15 protein-coding genes are annotated in these 20229 nt (G+C 62.4%); 7 read left to right on the forward strand and 8 right to left on the reverse strand.

Annotation, left to right across the window (positions count from 1 at the left end; all coding sequences use genetic code 11):
- Positions 1-200 precede the first annotated feature (200 nt).
- Both ACLCGK_RS04160 and ACLCGK_RS04165 read left to right on the forward strand, forming a co-directional pair.
- Entirely contained in the window at positions 201-914 is a 714-nt protein-coding gene (locus tag ACLCGK_RS04160) for an autoinducer binding domain-containing protein (protein ID WP_410951348.1), read from the forward strand.
- Between the two features lie 25 nt (positions 915-939).
- Complete coding sequence (locus tag ACLCGK_RS04165; protein ID WP_410951349.1) at positions 940-1566, forward strand: LysE family translocator; 627 nt, start codon at positions 940-942, stop codon at positions 1564-1566.
- A gap of 86 nt (positions 1567-1652) precedes the next feature.
- Here the strand turns inward: ACLCGK_RS04165 and ACLCGK_RS04170 are convergent, their stop codons facing one another.
- Complete coding sequence (locus ACLCGK_RS04170) at positions 1653-1964, reverse strand: NGG1p interacting factor NIF3 (RefSeq protein WP_410951350.1); 312 nt, start codon at positions 1962-1964, stop codon at positions 1653-1655.
- A gap of 3 nt (positions 1965-1967) precedes the next feature.
- Positions 1968-5867 carry a phosphoribosylformylglycinamidine synthase gene (gene purL / locus ACLCGK_RS04175; RefSeq protein WP_410951351.1) on the reverse strand — a complete coding sequence of 1300 codons (3900 nt, stop codon included), beginning with the start codon at positions 5865-5867 and terminating at the stop codon, positions 1968-1970.
- A 324-nt stretch (positions 5868-6191) separates the two neighbouring features.
- Here purL and mltF point away from each other — a divergent pair, with 324 nt between their 5' ends.
- A complete protein-coding gene (gene mltF / locus ACLCGK_RS04180) occupies positions 6192-7649 on the forward strand; it encodes a membrane-bound lytic murein transglycosylase MltF (protein WP_013971158.1) in 1458 nt (485 codons plus the stop codon).
- A 110-nt stretch (positions 7650-7759) separates the two neighbouring features.
- Here mltF and tadA read toward each other — a convergent pair whose 3' ends face one another.
- Positions 7760-8239, reverse strand: a complete 480-nt coding sequence (gene tadA, locus ACLCGK_RS04185) for a tRNA adenosine(34) deaminase TadA (RefSeq protein WP_051096678.1) — start codon at positions 8237-8239, stop codon at positions 7760-7762.
- Positions 8239-9621, reverse strand: coding sequence for a multicopper oxidase family protein (locus ACLCGK_RS04190; protein WP_410951352.1), 1383 nt, complete (start codon positions 9619-9621; stop codon positions 8239-8241). The genes tadA and ACLCGK_RS04190 overlap by 1 nt, the downstream gene beginning before the upstream one ends.
- A gap of 300 nt (positions 9622-9921) precedes the next feature.
- Between ACLCGK_RS04190 and ACLCGK_RS04195 the strand changes: the two genes are divergently transcribed.
- Positions 9922-11802: an LTA synthase family protein gene (locus tag ACLCGK_RS04195; protein WP_410951353.1), complete on the forward strand. Its 1881-nt coding sequence runs from the start codon at positions 9922-9924 to the stop codon at positions 11800-11802.
- Positions 11803-11897: 95 nt separating this feature from the next.
- Here the strand turns inward: ACLCGK_RS04195 and guaA are convergent, their stop codons facing one another.
- The 4 genes from guaA to ACLCGK_RS04215 all read right to left on the reverse strand — a co-directional run bounded on the left by guaA (position 11898) and on the right by ACLCGK_RS04215 (position 16474).
- Entirely contained in the window at positions 11898-13475 is a 1578-nt protein-coding gene (gene guaA / locus ACLCGK_RS04200; protein WP_013971139.1) for a glutamine-hydrolyzing GMP synthase, read from the reverse strand.
- A gap of 78 nt (positions 13476-13553) precedes the next feature.
- Positions 13554-15023, reverse strand: a complete 1470-nt coding sequence (guaB, locus tag ACLCGK_RS04205; RefSeq protein ID WP_013971138.1) for an IMP dehydrogenase — start codon at positions 15021-15023, stop codon at positions 13554-13556.
- A gap of 86 nt (positions 15024-15109) precedes the next feature.
- Positions 15110-15667, reverse strand: a complete 558-nt coding sequence (locus ACLCGK_RS04210; protein ID WP_003257977.1) for a hypothetical protein — start codon at positions 15665-15667, stop codon at positions 15110-15112.
- A 51-nt stretch (positions 15668-15718) separates the two neighbouring features.
- Positions 15719-16474 (reverse strand): sulfite exporter TauE/SafE family protein, encoded by a 756-nt coding sequence (locus tag ACLCGK_RS04215; RefSeq protein ID WP_013971137.1) that lies wholly within the window; start codon positions 16472-16474, stop codon positions 15719-15721.
- 97 nt (positions 16475-16571) lie between these two features.
- Between ACLCGK_RS04215 and ACLCGK_RS04220 the strand changes: the two genes are divergently transcribed.
- The 3 genes from ACLCGK_RS04220 (at position 16572) to ACLCGK_RS04230 (ending at position 19863) form a co-directional block, all read left to right on the forward strand.
- Positions 16572-17450, forward strand: a complete 879-nt coding sequence (locus ACLCGK_RS04220) for a LysR family transcriptional regulator (RefSeq protein ID WP_410951354.1) — start codon at positions 16572-16574, stop codon at positions 17448-17450.
- Positions 17451-17652: 202 nt separating this feature from the next.
- Entirely contained in the window at positions 17653-19032 is a 1380-nt protein-coding gene (gene xseA, locus ACLCGK_RS04225) for an exodeoxyribonuclease VII large subunit (protein ID WP_061303230.1), read from the forward strand.
- Between the two features lie 3 nt (positions 19033-19035).
- On the forward strand, positions 19036-19863 hold the full coding sequence (locus ACLCGK_RS04230) for a M23 family metallopeptidase (protein WP_015269103.1): 828 nt from the start codon (positions 19036-19038) through the stop codon (positions 19861-19863).
- Positions 19864-20229: the final 366 nt, after the last annotated feature.

Here is a 20229-nt window from a genome sequence, read left to right on the forward strand (position 1 = left end):
CCGAGACGACGCCGGGGTCGATGCCTAGCGATGGAAACCACTGCGTCAGCCCGGGCGAACGGGGAGAAAACCTACTGGCGGCTGGCCATACTGACTACCTACCCAATCAGGTAGGTTCGCGCGCTGGTGCCACCAATACTTTTCATGGCAGTTTTACTGGGGTATAAAAAACACGGAAAGGCATCAGAAATGGAGATTCGATGCGCACCTGGATCAACGGGCTTTTGGCGTGGACCAACTCGATAGAATGCGAGCACGACCTGTTCACGGGGGTGCAGGGTTACACCAGAGAAATGGAATTCGAGTGGTTTTCGTTTGGTGTACGCACTTGCCTGCCGTTTTCCAACCCTGTCATGCAGATGCGCTGCAACTTCCCGCCAACCTGGCAGCGCCGCTATCACGATGCCAGCTACCTGCAAATCGACCCTTCGGTACGGCGCGCCTGTGCCAACCCCTCGCCGTTCGTCTGGGATGACGACATGTTCGACCAAGCCCCCGAGTTCTGGGAAGAAGCCAAGTCGGAGGGATTGCGCATTGGCTGGGCGTGCTCGCTCACCCACCCTTCACGCCAACAAAGCATGGTCACCCTGGCCCGAGGGCACAACCGATTGCTGGCATCCGAGCTCGATGCCAATGAACTGAAAATGCGCTGGCTGCACGAATCCATCGCTCCGTGCATCGAGCGGCTACTGGTCCCCCGCGTTTACCAAGCCTGTCAGTACCACCTGACCGCTCGGGAAACAGAAGTACTTCGCTGGACTGCAGACGGTAAAACCCTAGACGAAATTGCGCAGATCCTCGCGATTTCAGTCGATACGGTCAAATTCCATGTGAAGAATGCCATGAACAAGCTTGGCACCACGAACAAGACTGCAGCCGTAGTCCGGGCTGCCGCCATGGGAATGATCAGTTGAACCTATCACTCGAAGGAGCGTTTCCGTGTTTCCGATGAAAATCTGGCTCGCCTACACCACAGCCTGCCTGCTGTTGGTCATCTCGCCTGGCCCGGACAACTTGCTTGCAATTGGCCGCGGGCTCAGCCAAGGGCGAATGGCGGCATTGGTTTCCGGTCTATCGTCTGGCATGGGTATCGTGTTTCATGTCACCGCTGCCTCGCTGGGGTTGACCCTGCTGATCCAGACCTCCGAACTGGCATTCTGGGTGGTCAAACTGGTTGGTGGCGCCTACCTACTGTGGCTTGGTATCAAAGTCTTGCGCTCGCGCAGCCTGATAACCTTTGCACCCGCAGCCCGGCAACCGTTGCGTAGTATTTTTCTCACCGGTTTCCTGTCGGCAGCACTCAACCCCAAACCCGGCCTGTTCGTACTGGCGTTTATCCCCCAGTTCATCAGCCCCTCACTCGGCTCGGTAACCGTGCAAATGCTGGTCTATGGACTGTGGTTCGCCCTGCTTACCGCTACCGGGTTCGCCTTGATGGGGGTGTTTGCTACCCGGCTTTCAGGGTGCATCCGCCAGCGTCCACGCCTTGCCAACGGACTTAATCTGGGGGCCGGATTGACGTTCATCGCATCGGGCTTGTCGATCGCAGCACTTAGCCAGCGATAAGCTACGTAACAACCACAGGCGGCCAATAACGGGCCGCCGATGGTTGCGTAGTGGGGACAGGCCATTGCAAAAAGGCCTGGAAGACTTCAGAAGTTCATCAGCTCATAAACTTCGTATGCAGGTGTTTCATAGGGGTGGCTGTGCTTGAGCGCAGCGACGACCTGAACAATCAGCTCGTCAGCCACCACCAGCTCCACCTTCCACTCTTCCACCACCTCGACCTGGCCGGTTTGCCCGAGGAACGGCTGGCTGCCGTCCAGCGGGCGGAACTGGCCCTGGCCCAGCGTCTGCCAGGCGCAGTGGTCATAGTCGCCGATGCGCCCGCCACCCGCGGCAAACACAGCGGCCTTGACCACTTCGACGTGGCTGGCGGGGACGAAGAAGGCGAGCTTGTACACGCCTTAGTTCACCCACACCCGTGCGTTACGGAACATACGCATCAGCGCGGCATCTTCCTGCCACTCATCCGGGCGCCAGGAGTTCTGCACGGCACGGAACATACGCTCCGGGTGCGGCATCATGATGGTCACGCGGCCGTCGCGGCTGGTGAGGCCGGTGATACCACGCGGCGAGCCGTTCGGGTTGGCCGGGTAGGCTTCGGTGACCTTGCCGTGGTTGTCGACGTAGCGCAGGGCCACGCAACCGGACAGGTCGGCTGCCAGCAGTGCTTCTTCGCTGGCGAACTCGGCATGGCCTTCACCGTGGGCGATGGCGATCGGCATGCGCGAACCGGCCATACCCTGCAGGAAGATCGAGTTGGACTTCTGCACTTCGACCATGGCCACACGCGCCTCGAACTGCTCCGAGCGGTTGCGCACGAAGTGCGGCCAGTGCTCGGTGCCCGGGATCAGTTCGTGCAGGTTGGACATCATCTGGCAACCGTTGCACACGCCCAGGGCGAAGCTGTCGGTGCGCTCGAAGAAGGCCTGGAAGGCGTCACGGGCGCGGCTGTTGAACAGCGCCGACTTGGCCCAGCCTTCACCGGCACCCAGCACGTCACCGTAGGAGAAGCCACCGCAGGCGACCAGGCCCTTGAAGGCTTCGAAGTCGACACGGCCGGCGAGGATGTCGCTCATGTGCACGTCGATGGCGGCGAAGCCGGCGCGGTCGAAGGCGGCTGCCATCTCGACCTGACCGTTGACGCCCTGCTCGCGCAGGATGGCCACTTGCGGACGCACGCCCTTCTTGATGTACGGGGCGGCGATGTCGTCGTTGACGTCGAAGCCCAGCTTGACCGACAGGCCCGGGTTGTCTTCCTCGAGCAGCAGGTCGAATTCCTGGTCGGCGCAGTCGGCGTTGTCACGCAGGCGCTGGATCTGGTAGCTGGTCTCGGCCCACTGGCGCTGCAGCATGCGGCGGTCGTCGTCGAACAGCACTTCGCCGTTCAGGCTGATGGACACTTCACCGTTGTTGACCGGCTTGCCGATCACCGCGACGCAGCCTTCACCCAGGCCAGCGGCGCTGAACTGTGCCAGTACGTCCGGGGTGGCATCCTGGCGAACCTGGATGACCGCGCCCAGTTCTTCGTTGAAGAGGATGGCCGGCACGTCGCCTTTGCTGTCGGTCAGCGGGTCGAGGTGCAGGTCGAGGCCGCAGTGGCCGGCGAAGGCCATTTCCAGCACGGTGGTGACCAGGCCGCCGTCGGAACGGTCATGGTAGGCCAGCAGGTGACCATCTTCGTTCAGGCCCTGGATCACGGCGAAGAACGCTTTCAGGTCTTCGGCATCGTCGACGTCCGGTGCCTGGGCAGCGATCTTGCCGTAGGTCTGTGCCAGGATCGAAGCGCCCATGCGGTTCTTGCCGCGGCCCAGGTCGATCAGGATCAGGTCGGTCTCGCCCTTGTCCATGCGCAGTTGCGGGGTCAGGGTCTTGCGGATGTCGGTGACCGGGGCGAAGCCGGTGATGATCAGCGACATTGGCGAGGTAACGCTCTTCTCTACGCCCTCGTCGCTCCACTTGGTCTTCATCGACATCGAGTCTTTGCCGACCGGAATGGTAATGCCCAGCTCCGGGCACAGCTCCATGCCGACAGCCTTGACGGTGTCGTACAGGCGGGCGTCTTCACCTGGGTGGCCGGCGGCAGACATCCAGTTGGCCGACAGTTTGATGTCGGACAGCTTCTCGATGCGCGAGGCAGCCAGGTTGGTCAGTGTCTCGCCAATTGCCATGCGGCCGGACGCCGGGGCATCCAGCAGAGCCAGCGGGGTACGCTCGCCCATGGCCATGGCTTCACCGGTGTAGACGTCGAAGCTGGTGGCGGTGACGGCGCAGTCGGCCACCGGTACCTGCCACGGGCCGACCATCTGGTCACGAGCTACCAGGCCGGTGATGGTACGGTCGCCGATGGTGATCAGGAAGCTCTTGCTGGCCACGGCCGGGTGGCTGAGGACGCGCTGAACGGCGTTGTCCAGGTCCAGCTTGCTCGGGTCGAAGTCATCGCCCAGCTCGGCTTCGCGGGTAACCGAACGGTGCATGCGTGGCGGCTTGCCCAGCAGTACGTCGAGCGGCATGTCTACCGGCGTGTTGCCGAAATGGCTGTCGCTTACGGTCAGGTGCTTCTCTTCAGTCGCTTCACCCACTACGGCAAACGGGCAACGCTCACGCTCGCAGATTGCCTTGAAGCGCTCGAAGTCGACGGCGCTGACGGCCAGCACGTAACGCTCCTGCGATTCGTTGCTCCAGATTTCGTGCGGGGCCATGCCCGGCTCGTCGTTGGGCACGTTGCGCAGTTCGAAGCGGCCACCACGGCCACCGTCGTTGACCAGTTCTGGGAAGGCGTTGGAGATACCACCGGCGCCAACGTCGTGGATGAAGGCGATCGGGTTGTTGTCGCCCAGCTGCCAGCAGCGGTCGATGACCTCCTGGCAACGGCGCTCCATTTCCGGGTTTTCGCGCTGTACCGAAGCGAAGTCGAGGTCAGCCGAGCTGGCACCGGTCGCCACCGACGAAGCGGCGCCGCCGCCCAGACCGATCAGCATGGCCGGGCCGCCGAGCACGATCAGCTTGGCGCCGACAGTGATCTCGCCCTTCTGCACGTGGTCTTCACGGATGTTGCCCATGCCACCGGCCAGCATGATCGGCTTGTGGTAGCCGCGCACTTCTTCACCGTGCGGGGTGTTGATGGCCTGCTCGAAGGTACGGAAGTAGCCGGTCAGGGCCGGGCGACCGAATTCGTTGTTGAACGCAGCGCCACCCAGTGGGCCTTCGATCATGATGTCGAGGGCGTCGACGATACGCTCAGGCTTGCCGTAGGCCTGCTCCCACGGCTGCTCGAAGCCCGGGATACGCAGGTTGGACACGGTGAAGCCGGTCAGGCCAGCCTTGGGCTTGGCGCCACGGCCGGTCGCGCCTTCGTCGCGGATTTCGCCGCCGGAGCCGGTGGAGGCGCCGGAGAACGGGGCGATGGCGGTCGGGTGGTTGTGCGTCTCGACCTTCATCAGGATGTGCACCGGCTCCTGCACCGCGCCGTACTGGCGGGTTTCAGGGTTCGGGAAGAAACGGCCGGCAACGTTGCCGACGATCACCGAGGCGTTATCCTTGTACGCAGACAGCACGCCTTCGTTGTGCATCTGGTAGGTGTTCTTGATCATGCCGAACAGGCTCTTTTCCTGAGCCTGGCCGTCGATGTCCCAACTGGCGTTGAAGATCTTGTGGCGGCAGTGCTCGGAGTTGGCCTGGGCGAACATCATCAGTTCGATGTCGTTCGGGTTGCGCTTGAGGCCCTGGAAGGCGTTGACCAGGTAGTCGATCTCGTCTTCGGCCAGGGCCAGGCCCAGGTCGATGTTGGCCTTGGCCAGGGCGTCACGGCCACCGGCGAGGATGTCCACCGAGGTCATCGGCTTGGGCTGGGCATGGCTGAACAGGTCGGCGGCCTGCTCCAGCTGGCCGAGCACGCGCTGGGTCATGCGGTCGTGCAGCTCGGCGGCGATCAGTTCGGCGTCGGCTTCGCTCAGGCTGCCGGCAACGTAGTAGGCAATACCGCGCTCCAGGCGCTGGATCGACTGCAAGCCGCAGTTGTGAGCGATGTCGCTGGCCTTGCTGGCCCACGGCGAAATGGTGCCCAGGCGCGGCACGACCAGGAACAGGCGGCCGCTCGGCTCCTGTACCGGCACGCTCGGGCCGTACTTGAGCAGACGCCCCAGCACCTGCTGCTGGTCGGCGGTCAGCTCGCCGTCGACATCGGCGAAATGGGCAAATTCGGCATACAAACCAGTAACAGCGGGGACTTTCTGGCTCAGTTGCTCGAGTAATTTACCGTGGCGAAAGGCAGAAAGGGCAGGAGCGCCGCGCAGGATCAACATCGTCGGGACAGCCTCAGGAAGGGGTGTGCTTAGAGGCCGTGCATTCTAGCCTAATTCGAAGGGTTTCGGCACCCGCTCTAAGCCACGGCTGCCGGGCGGCGGAACCGGACTTGCGGGTCAAAAAAAATTGCCTTGTGTTGCCTGCTCCGGCCCTATCGCCGGCAAGCCGGCTCCCACAGGTATACCACCACCCTCAAGGCCTGCGTTGTACCTGTGGGAGCCGGCTTGCCGGCGATAGGGCCGGTAAAGCACAGAACCTGCTACCAGACAAGCTAACAGTTGTCGAGATATGGTTGGGCCAGTCCTTTGCGTATACTGCAACCTATGTTCGCCCACACTGCTTTGCGCCAGCGTTGCGCCAGATGGCTTTTCGCAACCGGACTCTTTCTGCTGCTCGGTGCCTGCGTTGAAAAACCCAGCACCCTCGAGCGCGTGAAGGAGGATGGCGTGCTGCGCGTGATCACCCGCAACAGCCCCGCCACCTACTTCCAGGACCGCAACGGCGAAACCGGCTTCGAATACGAGTTGGTCCAGCATTTCGCCGAAGATCTGGGCGTGAAGCTGCAGATCGAGACCGCCGACAACCTCGACGAGCTGTATGACAGCCTCGGCAAGCCCTCCGGCCCGGTGCTGGCAGCGGCCGGCCTGGTCACCAGCGAACGGCGCAAGGCCCAGGTCAGGTACTCCCACCCTTATCTGGAAGTGACCCCACAGGTCATCTACCGCAACGGTCGCACGCGCCCCACCAACGCCAAGGGCCTGGTCGGAAAGAAGATCATGGTGCTCAAGGGCAGCAGCCATGCCGACCAGCTGGCCGAGCTGAAAAAGCAGTACCCGGGCCTGGAATACGAGGAATCCGACGCCGTCGAGGTGGTCGACCTGCTGCGCATGGTCGACGAAGGCCAGATCGACCTGACCCTGGTCGACTCCAACGAGCTGGCGATGAACCAGGTGTACTTCCCCAACGTGCGGGTTGCCTTCGACCTGGGCGACACCCGCGACCAGCGCTGGGCGGTGGCGGCCGGTGAAGACAACAGCCTGCTCAACGAGGTCAACGAGTTCCTCGACAAGGCGCAGAAGAACGGCACCCTGCAACGCCTGAAGGACCGCTACTACGGCCATGTCGACGTCCTGGGCTATGTGGGTGCCTACACTTTCGCCCAGCACCTGCAGCAGCGCCTGCCCAAGTACGAGAAGCACTTCAAGAGCTACGCCAAGGTCGAGCAGGTGGACTGGCGCCTGCTGGCCGCCATCGGCTACCAGGAATCGATGTGGCAGCCCGAGGTCACCTCCAAGACCGGCGTGCGCGGCCTGATGATGCTGACCCAGCGCACCGCCCAGGCCATGGGCGTGTCCAACCGCCTGGACCCGAAGCAGAGCATCCAGGGCGGCGCCAAGTACTTCATGAAGATCAAGGAAGAGCTCGACGACAGCATCCAGGAACCGGACCGCACCTGGTTCGCCCTGGCTGCCTACAACGTCGGCACCGGCCACCTGGAAGACGCCCGCACCCTGGCCAAGCGCGAGAAGCTCAACCCGAACAAGTGGCTGGACGTGAAGAAGATGCTGCCGCGGCTGTCGCAGAAGCAGTGGTATCGGCAGACCAAATACGGCTATGCACGTGGCGGCGAGCCGGTGCATTTCGTGGCCAACATCCGTCGCTACTACGACATCCTCACCTGGGTGACCCAGCCGCAGCTCGAAGGCCAGGTGGCCGAGGGCAGCCTGCATGTGCCCGGGGTGAACAAGGACAAGCCGGCGGAGCAGTCGCCGCCGATGTAGCCTGTAAGGGCCCTATCGCCGGCAAGCCAGCTCCCACAGGCTCTCCACTGCCCCCAAGGCCTGCAGATATCCTGTGGGAGCTGGCTTGCCGGCGATAGGGCCCTGACAGGTTACCCCTTGGCCCGGCGAGCCTTGAAGAAGTCACTGAGGATCTGCCCGCACTCCTCCGCCAGCACCCCGCCCTCCACCATCACCCGGTGGTTCAGGAAACCCTGCCCGAAGAACTGCCCCTGGCTCTGCACGATCCCCGCCTTGGGCTCCAGCGCACCGAATACCACCCGCATCACCCGCGAATGCACGATCAACCCCGCACACATGCTGCACGGCTCCAGGGTCACATACAGGGTGCTGCCGGGCAGCCGGTAGTTACTGGCGGATTTCGCCGCCGCGCGAATGGCCACCATCTCGGCGTGCGCACTGGGGTCACTGTCGATGATCGGCCGGTTGAAGCCCTGCCCGATCACCTGCCCATGCTGCACCAGTACTGCGCCCACCGGCACCTCGCCCATGGCCGCACCTTCGGCGGCCAGGGCCAGGGCCAGGCGCATGAATTCCTGATCGCGACTGCGATCGATGATCTGCGGGCGCATCAGACCACCGCGATCGCGGCCATCAGGCCGGTTTCCATGTGGTCGATGACGTGGCAGTGGAACATCCAGGTGCCCGGGTTATCCGCCACCAGCGCCACCTGGGCGCGCTCGTTCTTGCCCAGCAGGTAGGTATCGGTGAACCACGGCTCCTTGATGTCATGACGGTTGGAGCCGATCACCTTGAAGCTCATGCCGTGCAGGTGGATCGGGTGCTGGTATTGGGTCATGTTCTTCAGCTCGAAGATGTAGCTCTTGCCCTTCTGCAACGTGGCAATGGGGCGCTCGGCGCAGGTCTTGTCGGTGATGTCCCAGGCCTGGCCGTTGATCTGCCACATGCTCGACGGCTTATCCTGGTCCGTAGTGACCGAGACTTTCGCCGCCCACTCGAAATTGAAGTTGAGCTTTTCGGCATTCTCCAGGTCCGGCTCGGCGATCGGGTTGGGCGGTAGCGCCGGCGGCCAGTCACTTGGCGCGTCGTTGCTGGCAACCGAACGCAGGGTGCCCAGGCGCACGAAACCGTCGCGCAGGGAGATCTCCTCCCCCGCTTCGGGAATACGGACAGCCAGGCAGATACGCATGCCTGGGCCGAGCCAGTAGTCATCGTCCAATGGGCGCGGGGTTACCGGATTGCCGTCCAGAGCATAGATTTTTGCCTCGCAGTTGCCCTTGAGGTTGATGCGGTAGGTCCAGGTGTTGTCCAGATTAAGCAGACGCACCCGCACAACCTGGCCGGCTGGCAACTCGGTGACCGAATCGGCCTGGCCATTGATGGTGATCAGGCGCCCGGCGGTACCGTTGCGCGCCGCCTCACGCGGGATGCTGAACGGCAACCAGGCGCCCTGCTCGTCCACGTGCCAGTTCTTCAGGCTGAGCGTGCGTTCATGCTGGAAGCCGGTCGGCTCGCGCTCCTCGACGATCAGCGGGCCGACCAGGCCACGGCCCAGCTCTTCGGAACTGCTGACATGCGGGTGGTACCAGTAGCTGCCGGCGTCCGGCACACGGAACTTGTAGTCGAAGTACTCGCCCGGCTTGACCGGCAGTTGCGACACATAGGGCACGCCGTCCATTTCCAGCGGCAGGCGGATACCGTGCCAGTGGATGGTGGTTTCGACCGGCAGGTGGTTGATGAAGCGCACCCGCAGCCAGGTGCCCTGGCGTACGCGCAACTCGGTACCTGGTGCCGACGGGCCGAAGGCCCAGGCTTCGGTCTTGAAACCCGGTACCAGTTCCACATCCAGAGGCGCGGCAATAAGCTCGTAGTCGTGCCCTGCGTTCTCGTCCTCGACCTTGCCCAGCCAGTAGCGGGCCGCGCCTCCGGCGCCCAGGCCCACCACAACCAGGCCAGTGAGGCCTTTGAGCATTTGTCGACGAGTAAAGGACATCGGTGCGGGTACCTCATTCTGCGCAATCAGTCTGCCAGCAGGGGCTGGCGATGAAGGGCGAATACGATACACCTGCATTTGCGAAAGATTAAGTGAAGTCTTGTCGCACGACCGGTTATCTGCCCCGACCACCTGTGGCAACCTGCTCCCCCTCGGTACCAAACTGACGTCCAGGGGCTGACTTGCCCGATTCAGGGTGGGCTGCTTAAGTTCAACAGACGGGGTGCACAGGTGCTGGCCTTCTGCCCGCCTCTCGCTTCAGACAAGACGCCTGCTCTGTGAATGCGAAGGTTTGACACCATGTGGCACAGGAATTCATTACTGTATTTTTCGCTGCTGCTCACTTCAGGCCTTCTTCTGGCACCGAAGATCATCCTGATCGAGTTTTTCTCCTATCGATGGGTGGAGACCGGTGTTCTCGATATTGCCCTGTACTTGCTTCAAGACGTGCTACTGGTGGTCGCCTTCTTTGTGATTGCTGCCACCACCATTACCAGAAACAAATTCAATTTTTATCTGTTAAGCATCGCCTCAGGCGCCTTGCTGCTGTTCCTGCTGGTGGACATGCGAGTTCGGGAGCTATGGCTGAAGCCACTGGACTGGCAACTGATACGCTACAGCCTGCAGAACGCAAGCAACCTGACCTCCGGAGCCGAGGTGTTCCTCGCCCAAGCCGCCGGGTTCGGGCAAACATTCAGGTTCATTGTCTTTGTGCTATTTCTTGCCTACCTGGTGACCTGGTCTTTCGCTGGGCTGGCAACGTACATCGCTTATAAAGAACAGCGCACGGTCCCAATAAAGAAAAGACAACACCTCTGGGCGTCGCTGCTGGTGATAGGCGCCCTGCTCATCGGCTCCATCCATGCCAAAGACGCACGCTATTACCTGAACGAAAATATTGTCGTCAGCCCGCTGGTCACAACACTCAGAAGCACGACTCCCTTGAATGCAGCTCCGCATAGACCGCCGCTGCCATTCGAACAACCCGCCTACCCGCTAACCAGCGTCAACGACATCCGAAAACTTCAATCTCATGCCACACCAGACTTCAAGAACCTGGTCTTCATCATTCTGGAGTCGGTGCGCTGGAACAGCGTTTTTGCGCCCGACATCAAAACCGCCGAGAGGTATCCCACCTTCGATAAGCTCTCTCGGGAGGGCATGCTCTTCAAAACGTACGTATCTGTGCCTCACTCGTCCAAAGGCTACCACGCGATCCTGACGGGGCTGCACGCCTACCCAGATATTGAAATCAAAGAGGCCATGTACCTGCTACAACCCAGCGTCATCCATGAGCTGAAAAACAGGAAAAACATGGAAGCCGTCGCATTCAGCTCGCTGTACCTGCAATTCGAAAACATGGAGGGCTTCCTGAAGTCCATCGGCGTATCGAATGCCTATGCAGTTTCGGAGATCACCCATGCCGGAAATCGCTCACAACACGCCAGTAGCTTCGGAGAGAGTGATGAACAGCTGTTTTCGTCCAGCATCTCTTACCTGGAGAAGATAAAAAAGAATGGCCAGGGTTTCATCGCACTCTACTTCCCAAGCGCAGCCCACTACCCCTACCAATGCAGCCAAGGGCCCCCATTACTGAGCGAGCTGGAAAAGTATGAAGACTGCATAGCCAGAACAGACAGCGTACTGGGTGAAATGCTGACATCATTCGACAAGCAAGGCCTTCTGGACTCGACATTATTCGTGCTCGTGGGTGACCACGGTGAGTCGTTTGGTGAGCACGGTCTCTTCATTCACAACGCTTCCATGCACGAAGAAGAAGTGACCGTACCCCTGATTTTCTGGGCCAAGGAAAAGTCACTGCCCAAACCCGCCACAACGACCAGTCACCAGATCGATGTTGCGCCCACGGTCGCCGACTTCTTTGGCGTGACCGAGTCGCCCCTGTCTGTCCAAGGCATCAGCTTGTTGAGGGAACATGGCAAGCGCACATTCTTCATGTCCACGTTCTTTGACCAACTGGCGTCAGCCTTGGTGGAGCACCCTTACAAATACATATACGAATTCAGTTCGGACACCCTGACCAAATACAATATCGAGAATGACCCGCAGGAAAAGCACCCGCAGCGCGTGGAGGGCGATGAGTTCGTCGCGGTGAAGAGCAGGTTGCTTTCCTATAATGTCTACCAGAAAGCGCTATTTGCCAAAAAGCCAAAAGAATAAGCAAATCTGAATGAGCAAGAACCAGAAAGCCCGCAATTATGCGGGCTTTCTGGTGTATCCGTGCCTACGGGTACCAGCCTGAGCTGGCTACCCGATCATTCCCACTCGATAGTCGCTGGCGGCTTGCTCGACACGTCGTAGGTAACGCGCGAGATACCATCGATTTCGTTGATGATACGGCCGCTGACGGTTTCCAGCAGCTCGTACGGCAGGTGCGCCCAGCGCGCGGTCATGAAGTCCACGGTCTCGACGGCACGCAGGGCCACGACCCAGGCGTAGCGACGGCCATCGCCAACGACGCCTACCGACTTGACCGGCTGGAACACCACGAATGCCTGGCTGGTCTTGTGGTACCAGTCGGCCTTGCGCAGCTCTTCGATGAAGATGTGGTCGGCGCGACGCAGGATGTCGGCGTATTCCTTCTTCACTTCACCAAGGATACGCACGCCCAGGCCCGGGCCCGGGAACGGGTGGCGGTAGACCATGTCGTACGGCAGGCCCAGCTCCAGGCCGATCTTGCGCACTTCGTCCTTGAACAGTTCACGCAGCGGCTCGACCAGCTTGAGGTTCATTTCCTCCGGCAGGCCACCGACGTTGTGGTGCGACTTGATCACGTGGGCCTTGCCGCTCTTGGCGCCCGCCGACTCGATCACGTCCGGGTAGATGGTGCCTTGGGCGAGGAACTGGATGTTTTCCAGCTTGCTGGCTTCGGCATCGAACACGTCGATGAAGGTGCGGCCGATGATCTTGCGCTTCTTCTCCGGGTCGGCTTCGCCGGCCAGGTTGTCGAGGAACTGCTTTTCAGCGTCGGCGCGGATGACCTTGACGCCCATGTTCTCCTTGAACATGGCCATCACCTGGTCACCTTCGTGCAGGCGCAGCAGGCCGTTGTCCACGAATACGCAGGTCAGCTGGTCGCCGATGGCGCGGTGCAGCAGTGCGGCAACGACGGAGCTGTCGACGCCGCCGGACAGGCCCAGCAGGACGTTGGCCGAACCGACCTGCTCACGCACCTGGGCAATGGCGTCTTCGACGATGTTGGACGGAGTCCACAGGGCTTCACAGCCGCAGATGTCCTGCACGAAGCGGGACAGGATGCGACCGCCCTGCTTGGTGTGGGTCACTTCCGGGTGGAACTGCACGCCGTAGTAGCCGCGCGCGTCGTCGAACATGCCAGCGATCGGGCAGCTCGGGGTGCTGGCCAGCACGTGGAAGTTGCCCGGCATCTGGGTGACCTTGTCGCCGTGGCTCATCCACACGTCCAGACCCAGCACGCCGTCGGCGTCGATGTGGTCTTCGATGCCGTCGAGCAGGCGGCTCTTGCCAACCACGTCCACGCGGGCATAACCGAATTCACGCAGGTCGGAACCTTCGACCTTGCCGCCCATCTGCTCGGCCATGGTCTGCATGCCGTAGCAGATGCCCAGCACTGGTACGTTCAGGTCGAACACCGCCTGCGGGGCGCGCGGGCTGTTGGCTTCGTGGACCGACTCGGGGCCGCCGGCGAGGATGATGCCGCGCGGGTTGAATTCGCGGATCGCTTCATCGTCCATGTCGAACGGATGCAGCTCGCAGTACACGCCGATTTCGCGCACGCGGCGGGCGATCAGCTGGGTGTACTGGGAACCGAAATCGAGGATCAGGATGCGGTGAGCGTGAATGTCGAGGGCCATGACTCAATCTCGTCAGTGGAAATCGGAAACGACGCGGGGCTGTCATGACAGCCCCGCTTTCTGTTGTAGCTGGAAGCCTCAGCCTACGCGGTAGTTAGGGGCTTCTTTGGTGATCTGCACGTCATGCACGTGGGACTCGGCCATGCCGGCACCGGTGATGCGCACGAATTCCGGCTTGGTGCGCATCTCTTCGATGGTTGCGCTGCCGGTGTAGCCCATGGACGAACGCAGGCCGCCCATCAGCTGGTGGATGATCGCGGCCAGCGCGCCCTTGTAGGGAACACGGCCTTCGATACCTTCCGGTACCAGCTTCTCGGCGCCGGCCGAGGAGTCCTGGAAGTAGCGGTCGGACGAGCCTTGCGCCTGTGCCATGGCACCCAGCGAGCCCATGCCGCGGTAGGCCTTGTAGGAACGGCCCTGGAACAGTTCGACTTCACCCGGAGCCTCTTCGGTACCGGCGAACATCGAACCCATCATCACGCAGGAAGCACCGGCAACGATGGCCTTGGACAGGTCACCCGAGAAGCGGATGCCGCCGTCGGCGATCAGTGGCACGCCAGTGCCTTCCAGTGCAGCGGCAACGTTGGCGATGGCGCTGATTTGCGGCACGCCTACGCCGGCAACGATACGGGTGGTGCAGATCGAGCCTGGGCCGATACCGACCTTGACCGCGTCAGCGCCAGCTTCGGCCAGAGCCTTGGCGGCAGCGCCGGTGGCGATGTTGCCGCCGATCACCTGCACTTGCGGGTAGGTTTCCTTGACCCAGCGAACGCGATCGATCACACCTTTGGAGTGACCGTGGGCGGTATCGACCACAACCACGTCAACGCCAGCAGCCACCAGGGCGGCAACACGCTCGCCGGTGTCCTTGCCGGTGCCGACCGCGGCGCCGACGCGCAGGCGACCCTGGTCGTCCTTGCTGGCCAGCGGGTAGGCCTTGGCCTTTTCGATGTCCTTGACGGTCATCATGCCCTTGAGGTTGAACTTGTCGTCAACGATCAGGACTTTTTCCAGGCGGTGCTTGTGCAGCAGCTCGCGGACTTCGTTCTTGTCGGCGCCTTCGCGGACGGTGACCAGACGCTCTTTCGGGGTCATCACGTCGCGGACCTTGGCGTCCAGGCGGCTTTCGAAGCGCACGTCACGGGAGGTGACGATGCCGACCAGGTCGCCGTTCGCCAGCACCGGAACGCCGGAGATGTTGTTCAGGCGGGTCAGATCGAACAGATCGCGCACGGTGGCGTCGGCGTCGATGGTGATCGGGTCCTTGACCACGCCAGCCTCGAACTTCTTGACCTTGCGGACTTCGCTGGCCTGCTGTTCGATGGTCATGTTCTTGTGGATGATGCCGATGCCGCCTTCCTGGGCCATGGCAATGGCCAGGCGCGCTTCGGTCACGGTATCCATGGCAGCGGATACCAGCGGAATGTTCAGCTCGATGCCACGGGTCAAACGGGTCTTGAGACTGACTTCATTAGGCAGTACCTCGGAATAGCCAGGTACAAGGAGGATATCGTCGAAGGTCAGGGCTTCTTGGCTGATACGCAGCATCGCGGGGGCTCCCGGGCGGGAAAAATGGAAGCGCGCCATTATACTCATGCACGGCGCGCCGCTCAATGCAAAATAAGGGCCTTCGGTCAGCCTTGTGGCAGTTTTACCTGTACCACGGCCACCGGCTGGTCGAGCCAGTCGGCGAAGCTGTCGAGAAAGGCCTGGGTGAACCCGGCCTCGCCCCAGTTGTTGAAGATGAACCCCAGGTTGGAAAAGGCACATGGCTGCAGGTAAATGAAGCCATTGATGTCATCTTCGAAGCCGCACAACGGGCAGGTGAAGTTGTCGCTAACTGCCGGCATCCATTCTTCCAGGCTCTCGAACAGCGGCTCACCCACCTCGCGCCGGCACTCGGGGCAACCGGCTTCTTCGAGGAAACCTTCGGTAGGGGTATAGATGCAGCGCTTGAGCATCACCTCCAAGCCGTTGACCTGTTCGCCGAAGGGCAGTTTCTCCGGATGCAGGGCCACTTTGCGGGCACCTTCGGCCAGGGCATGGCCCATGCGGTTGCCGGTGCGGCCACAGGTGGTCAGCTGTTCCTCGACGACTTTCTCGCGCACCAGCCAGCGCAGGATGGCGCGGGCACGGGCCTCGTGCACCGGGACGGTAGACAGCTTGGGAACGATGATGCTCTGGGTGTTCATGAACGGGACAAGCCTGAAAAACTGCGGTAATAGCGCAATTCTACCGCCTGCTCAGGCGCTCAGGTAGCGACCGATCAACGCCAGGCCGCTGGCCAGCACCAGCCAGGTGACCAGGCGCACAAAGGCTTCGCGAGACAGCCGATGGGTAAGCCTGCGCCCTGCCCAGAGGCCGACGAGCATGACCGGCAACAGGCAGGCGGCGAGCAACAGCAGGCTCTGGTCGGCATAGACGCCTGCGATAAGGAACAGCGTCAGCCGCACCACCGTACTGCAACTGATCAGCGCGCTCTGGGTAGCGCGCACCTGCTCCTTCACCTCCAGCCGCGCGCTCAGGTACAGCGCATAAAGAAAGCCGCCGCTGCCGAACAAGGCGCCGAACAGCCCGCCTGCCGTGCCCATCGGCATTGCCCAGAAACCCGACAGACTGGCCGGCCGTACCTTCACCGCCAGCCCGTACAGGGCATACGCCGTAACGAACAGCCCCATCAGCAGCAGCAACAGGTCTGACTTCAGCTGCAGCAGGAATACCACACCCAGCGCGCAGCCAATGGCCATGAACGGCAGCAGCCGCAGCAGTTCGCCGCGCACGACATCGCGGCGCGAGGGCAGCAGGTTGCCGAAGGCGGCGACGAAGTCCAGTAGCACCAGCAGCGGAATGATCCGCGACAGCGGCATGAAGTGGATCAGCACTGGGCCGGCCACCAGCGCGGTGCCGAAACCGGCGATGCCGAAGACGATGTAGGCAGCGCCGACACCAAGCAGGATAGGCAGCCAGTCGAGGCCGGAAAACGACAGTTGGGCGAGCATGGCAGCAGTTCCTGGGAAGACAGGCAAAGGTTAGCCAGCCATGAGCCATGCCGACTAATATGCCTTTGTCGCCACACTCATCTCGAAAAGGCATGACATGACGTCGATCCGCCAATTGCGTTACTTCGTGGAAATCGCCGAATGCGGCAGCTTCAGCGCTGCCGCCGAGCGGCTGTACATCGCCCAGTCGGCGCTGAGCCGGCAGATCAAGGAACTGGAGCAGCAACTGGGCACGCCGCTGTTCGAACGCACCGCGCGCCTCCCGCGCCTGACACTGGCTGGCCAGTCCTTTTTGGAACGGGCGCGGCGCTTGCTGGCCGACTTGGCGCAGGCCGAGCGTGTAACCCGCGATATTGGCGAAGGGTTGCAGGGCAGTCTGCGCCTGAACCACTCCAGTACAGTGCCGCTGACCGGCCCGCTGCTGGCTCGCCTGGGTGGTTACTTGCGCGACAACCCAGGTGTTTCGCTGGAAATTGCCCAGCAGTCGTCGGAGGCGCAGTTGGAGGATATCGCTGCCGGGCGGTTGGATATCGGCCTGCTGCGCTTGCCAGTACTGCGCCAGTATGAAGGGGTGGTGCTGCATGAACTGTTCAGCGAACCCCTCCTGCTGGCGGTCGCCGCCGGGCATCTCTTGGCCCGCGCGCCCCAAGTGAGACTGGAACAACTGCGGGAAGAGCGCTTCATTTCGATTCCGCACCGGGACCGTGGCGGGCTGAGCTACCTGTCGGCCTCGATGTGCATGGAGGCAGGCTTTTTCCCGCGCGCAGCGCAGGTGCTGTCGCGCAAGACCACCCAGTTGCAGTTGATTCAGGCGGGGTTTGGGGTGGCGTTGTTGCCGGAATGCATGCGAGAGATTGCCCCGGCGTCGGTCAGCTTCGTGGCGCTGGAGGGGGGGTGTGAGAGTACTGTGGCGATGGCTTGCAGGCGTGATGCGGGGCAGATGGTCAGGCAATTCGTGGCAGCGATGCAGGGTTGATGGCACCGACGATGCCGATGTTCGTGGGTATAGTGTCAACTCGAAGCCAGCGCAGCCCCTGTGGGAGCGGGCGTGCCCGCGAAACAGGCAGCGCCGTGGATGGCACCGGCTTCGCCGGTGTTCGCGGGCTCGCCCGCTCCCACAGAGATCGCGATAGGGCCGGGACAGACAACCGGGGCCGATGTCCTTTATGATGCCCGCCATGATCAGAGACCCTTTCGAACGACTTGGCCTGGACCGCGAGGTCCTTACCGTCAGCCAACTCAACGGCCGTGCCCGCGTGCTGCTGGAAGACGTGTTCCGCAGTGTGTGGGTGGAAGGCGAGATTTCCAACCTCGCCCGCCCGGCGTCCGGCCACATGTACTTCACCCTCAAGGACAGCGGCGCACAGGTGCGCTGCGCGCTGTTCCGGCAGAACGCCACGCGGGTGCGCCAGGCCCTGCGCGACGGCCTGGCGGTGCGGGTACGCGGCAAGGTTTCGTTGTTCGAAGGGCGTGGCGACTATCAGCTGATTCTCGACACCGTCGAGCCGGCCGGCGATGGCGCCCTGCGCCTGGCCTTCGAGGCATTGAAAGAGAAGCTCGGTGCCGAGGGGCTGTTCAGCGCCGAACGCAAGCAGCCGCTGCCGGCCCACCCGCAGCGCATCGGCATCATTACGTCGCCCACCGGCGCAGTGATCCGCGACATCATCAGTGTGTTCGGTCGCCGCGCCCCGCAAGTGGAACTGAACCTGATCCCCACCGCAGTGCAGGGCCGCGAAGCCATTGCACAGATCGTGCGCGCGATCCGCCTGGCCGATAGCCTGGGGTTCGATGCGCTGATCCTGGCCCGGGGCGGCGGCTCGCTTGAAGACTTGTGGTGCTTCAACGAAGAAGCGGTGGCGCGGGCCGTGGCCGCCTGTGTCACGCCGATTGTCAGCGCCGTGGGCCATGAGACCGATGTCTCGATCAGCGACTTTGTCGCCGACGTGCGCGCGCCTACACCGTCTGCTGCCGCCGAGCTGCTGGCCCCCGACAACAGTGGCCTGCAGCAACGCCTGGATGGCCTGCAACGGCGCCTGCTGCTGCGCATGCAGAACCGCCTGACCCACGACCGCCTGCGCCTGGAGTCGCTGACCCGGCGCCTGCGTCACCCGGGCGAGCGCCTGCGCCAGCAGGCCCAGCGCCTGGACGACCTGGACATGCGCTTGCGCCGCGCGTTCATGCTCAACCTAAACCAGCGCCACGAGCGCCTGGCACGCCTGGACACCCGCCTCGCCGCGCAGCACCCGGGGCGAACCCTGAAACTGCTGGGCCAACGCCTGGACAGCCTGGCCGAGCGCCTGCCACGGGCCATGCGCGAGGTGCTCAAGGACCGCCGCCAGCGCTTCCAGGCCCAGTTGCAGACGCTGCAGGTGGTCAGCCCGCTGGCCACCCTCGCCCGCGGCTACAGCATCCTGCTGGACGAACAGGGCCAGGCCATCCGCAGCGCCGAACAGACCCGCAATGGCCAGCGTCTGACCGCCCGCCTGAACGAAGGCGAGCTGTTGGTGCGGGTCGAAGACAACCACCTGACCCCGGTCACCCTCTCACTTCTGGACTGACACATGCCCCGCCTGCTCGCGCCCCTGCTTGCCCTTTCCCTCCTGCTGCTGGCCGGCGGCGCCCAGGCCAGCTACATCACCCGCACGCTGAACAAGCCGGTACCCGGCGGCGTGGCGGTGGTCGACCTCGGCCCCGCAGCCAGCGCGCCCAGCGCCCGCTTCGACGGCAAACCGGTGCTGGTGGTGAAAGAGCAGGACAACTGGCTGGCCATCGTCGGCATCCCGCTGACCCAGAAGCCCGGCACCGCGATGCTGAGCCAGGGCGGCCGCACCCTGCCCTTCACGGTCGGTAGCAAGAAATACCCCGAGCAGCGCATCACCCTGAAGAACACCCGCCAGGTCAACCCGAACCCGGCCGACCTCAAGCGCATCGATCGTGAGCTGGCCGAGCAGATCAAGGCTTACCGCAGCTTCAGCCCGACCCTGCCCAGCAACCTGATTCTCGACAAGCCGGTCAGTGGCCCGCTGTCGAGCAAGTTCGGCGTGCGCCGTTTCTTCAATGGCGAAGAACGCAACCCGCATGCCGGGCTGGACTTCGCGGTACCGGCCGGCACGCCGATCAAGACCCCGGCCAATGGCAAGGTGATCCTGGTGGGCGATTACTTCTTCAATGGCCGTACGGTGTTCGTCGACCACGGGCAGGGCTTTATCAGCATGTTCTGCCATATGTCGAAGATCGATGTGCAGGTGGGGCAGCAGCTGCGCCGGGGCGAGGTGGTCGGGCGCGTGGGCTCGACCGGGCGGGCTACCGGGCCACACATGCACTGGAACGTCAGCCTGAACGATGCGCGGGTGGATCCGGCGATTTTCATTGGCGCGTTCCAGCCCTGAGATCGCGGCGCCTGCTTCGCGGGCATGCCCGCTCCCACAGGTCCCGTGCAGGATTCGAGGCCTGTGGTAATCCTGTGGGAGCTGGCTTGCCGGCGATGAGGCCAGAGCAGGTAAACTCGCTTCCAAGGTGTTGCGCCATCGAAAAATACTGCGCAAAAATCGAGAAGCACTCAGAAAATTACAGCGATAAAATCTCGCCTTTCAGCTTTTTTTAAGCATTCCTCTCAATTTTTTCTGAACGCTTGCCATCACCCACCCCACTGGTTAGGGTTGAAGGCATGAAAACCTACAGCACCCTCATCCTGCTCCGACAACATCGCAGCCTCTGCCTGGTCAGCGCCCGACTACCAGGCTGAATCGCGTCGC

The sequence above is a fragment of the Pseudomonas sp. S1(2024) genome, from assembly GCF_046557535.1.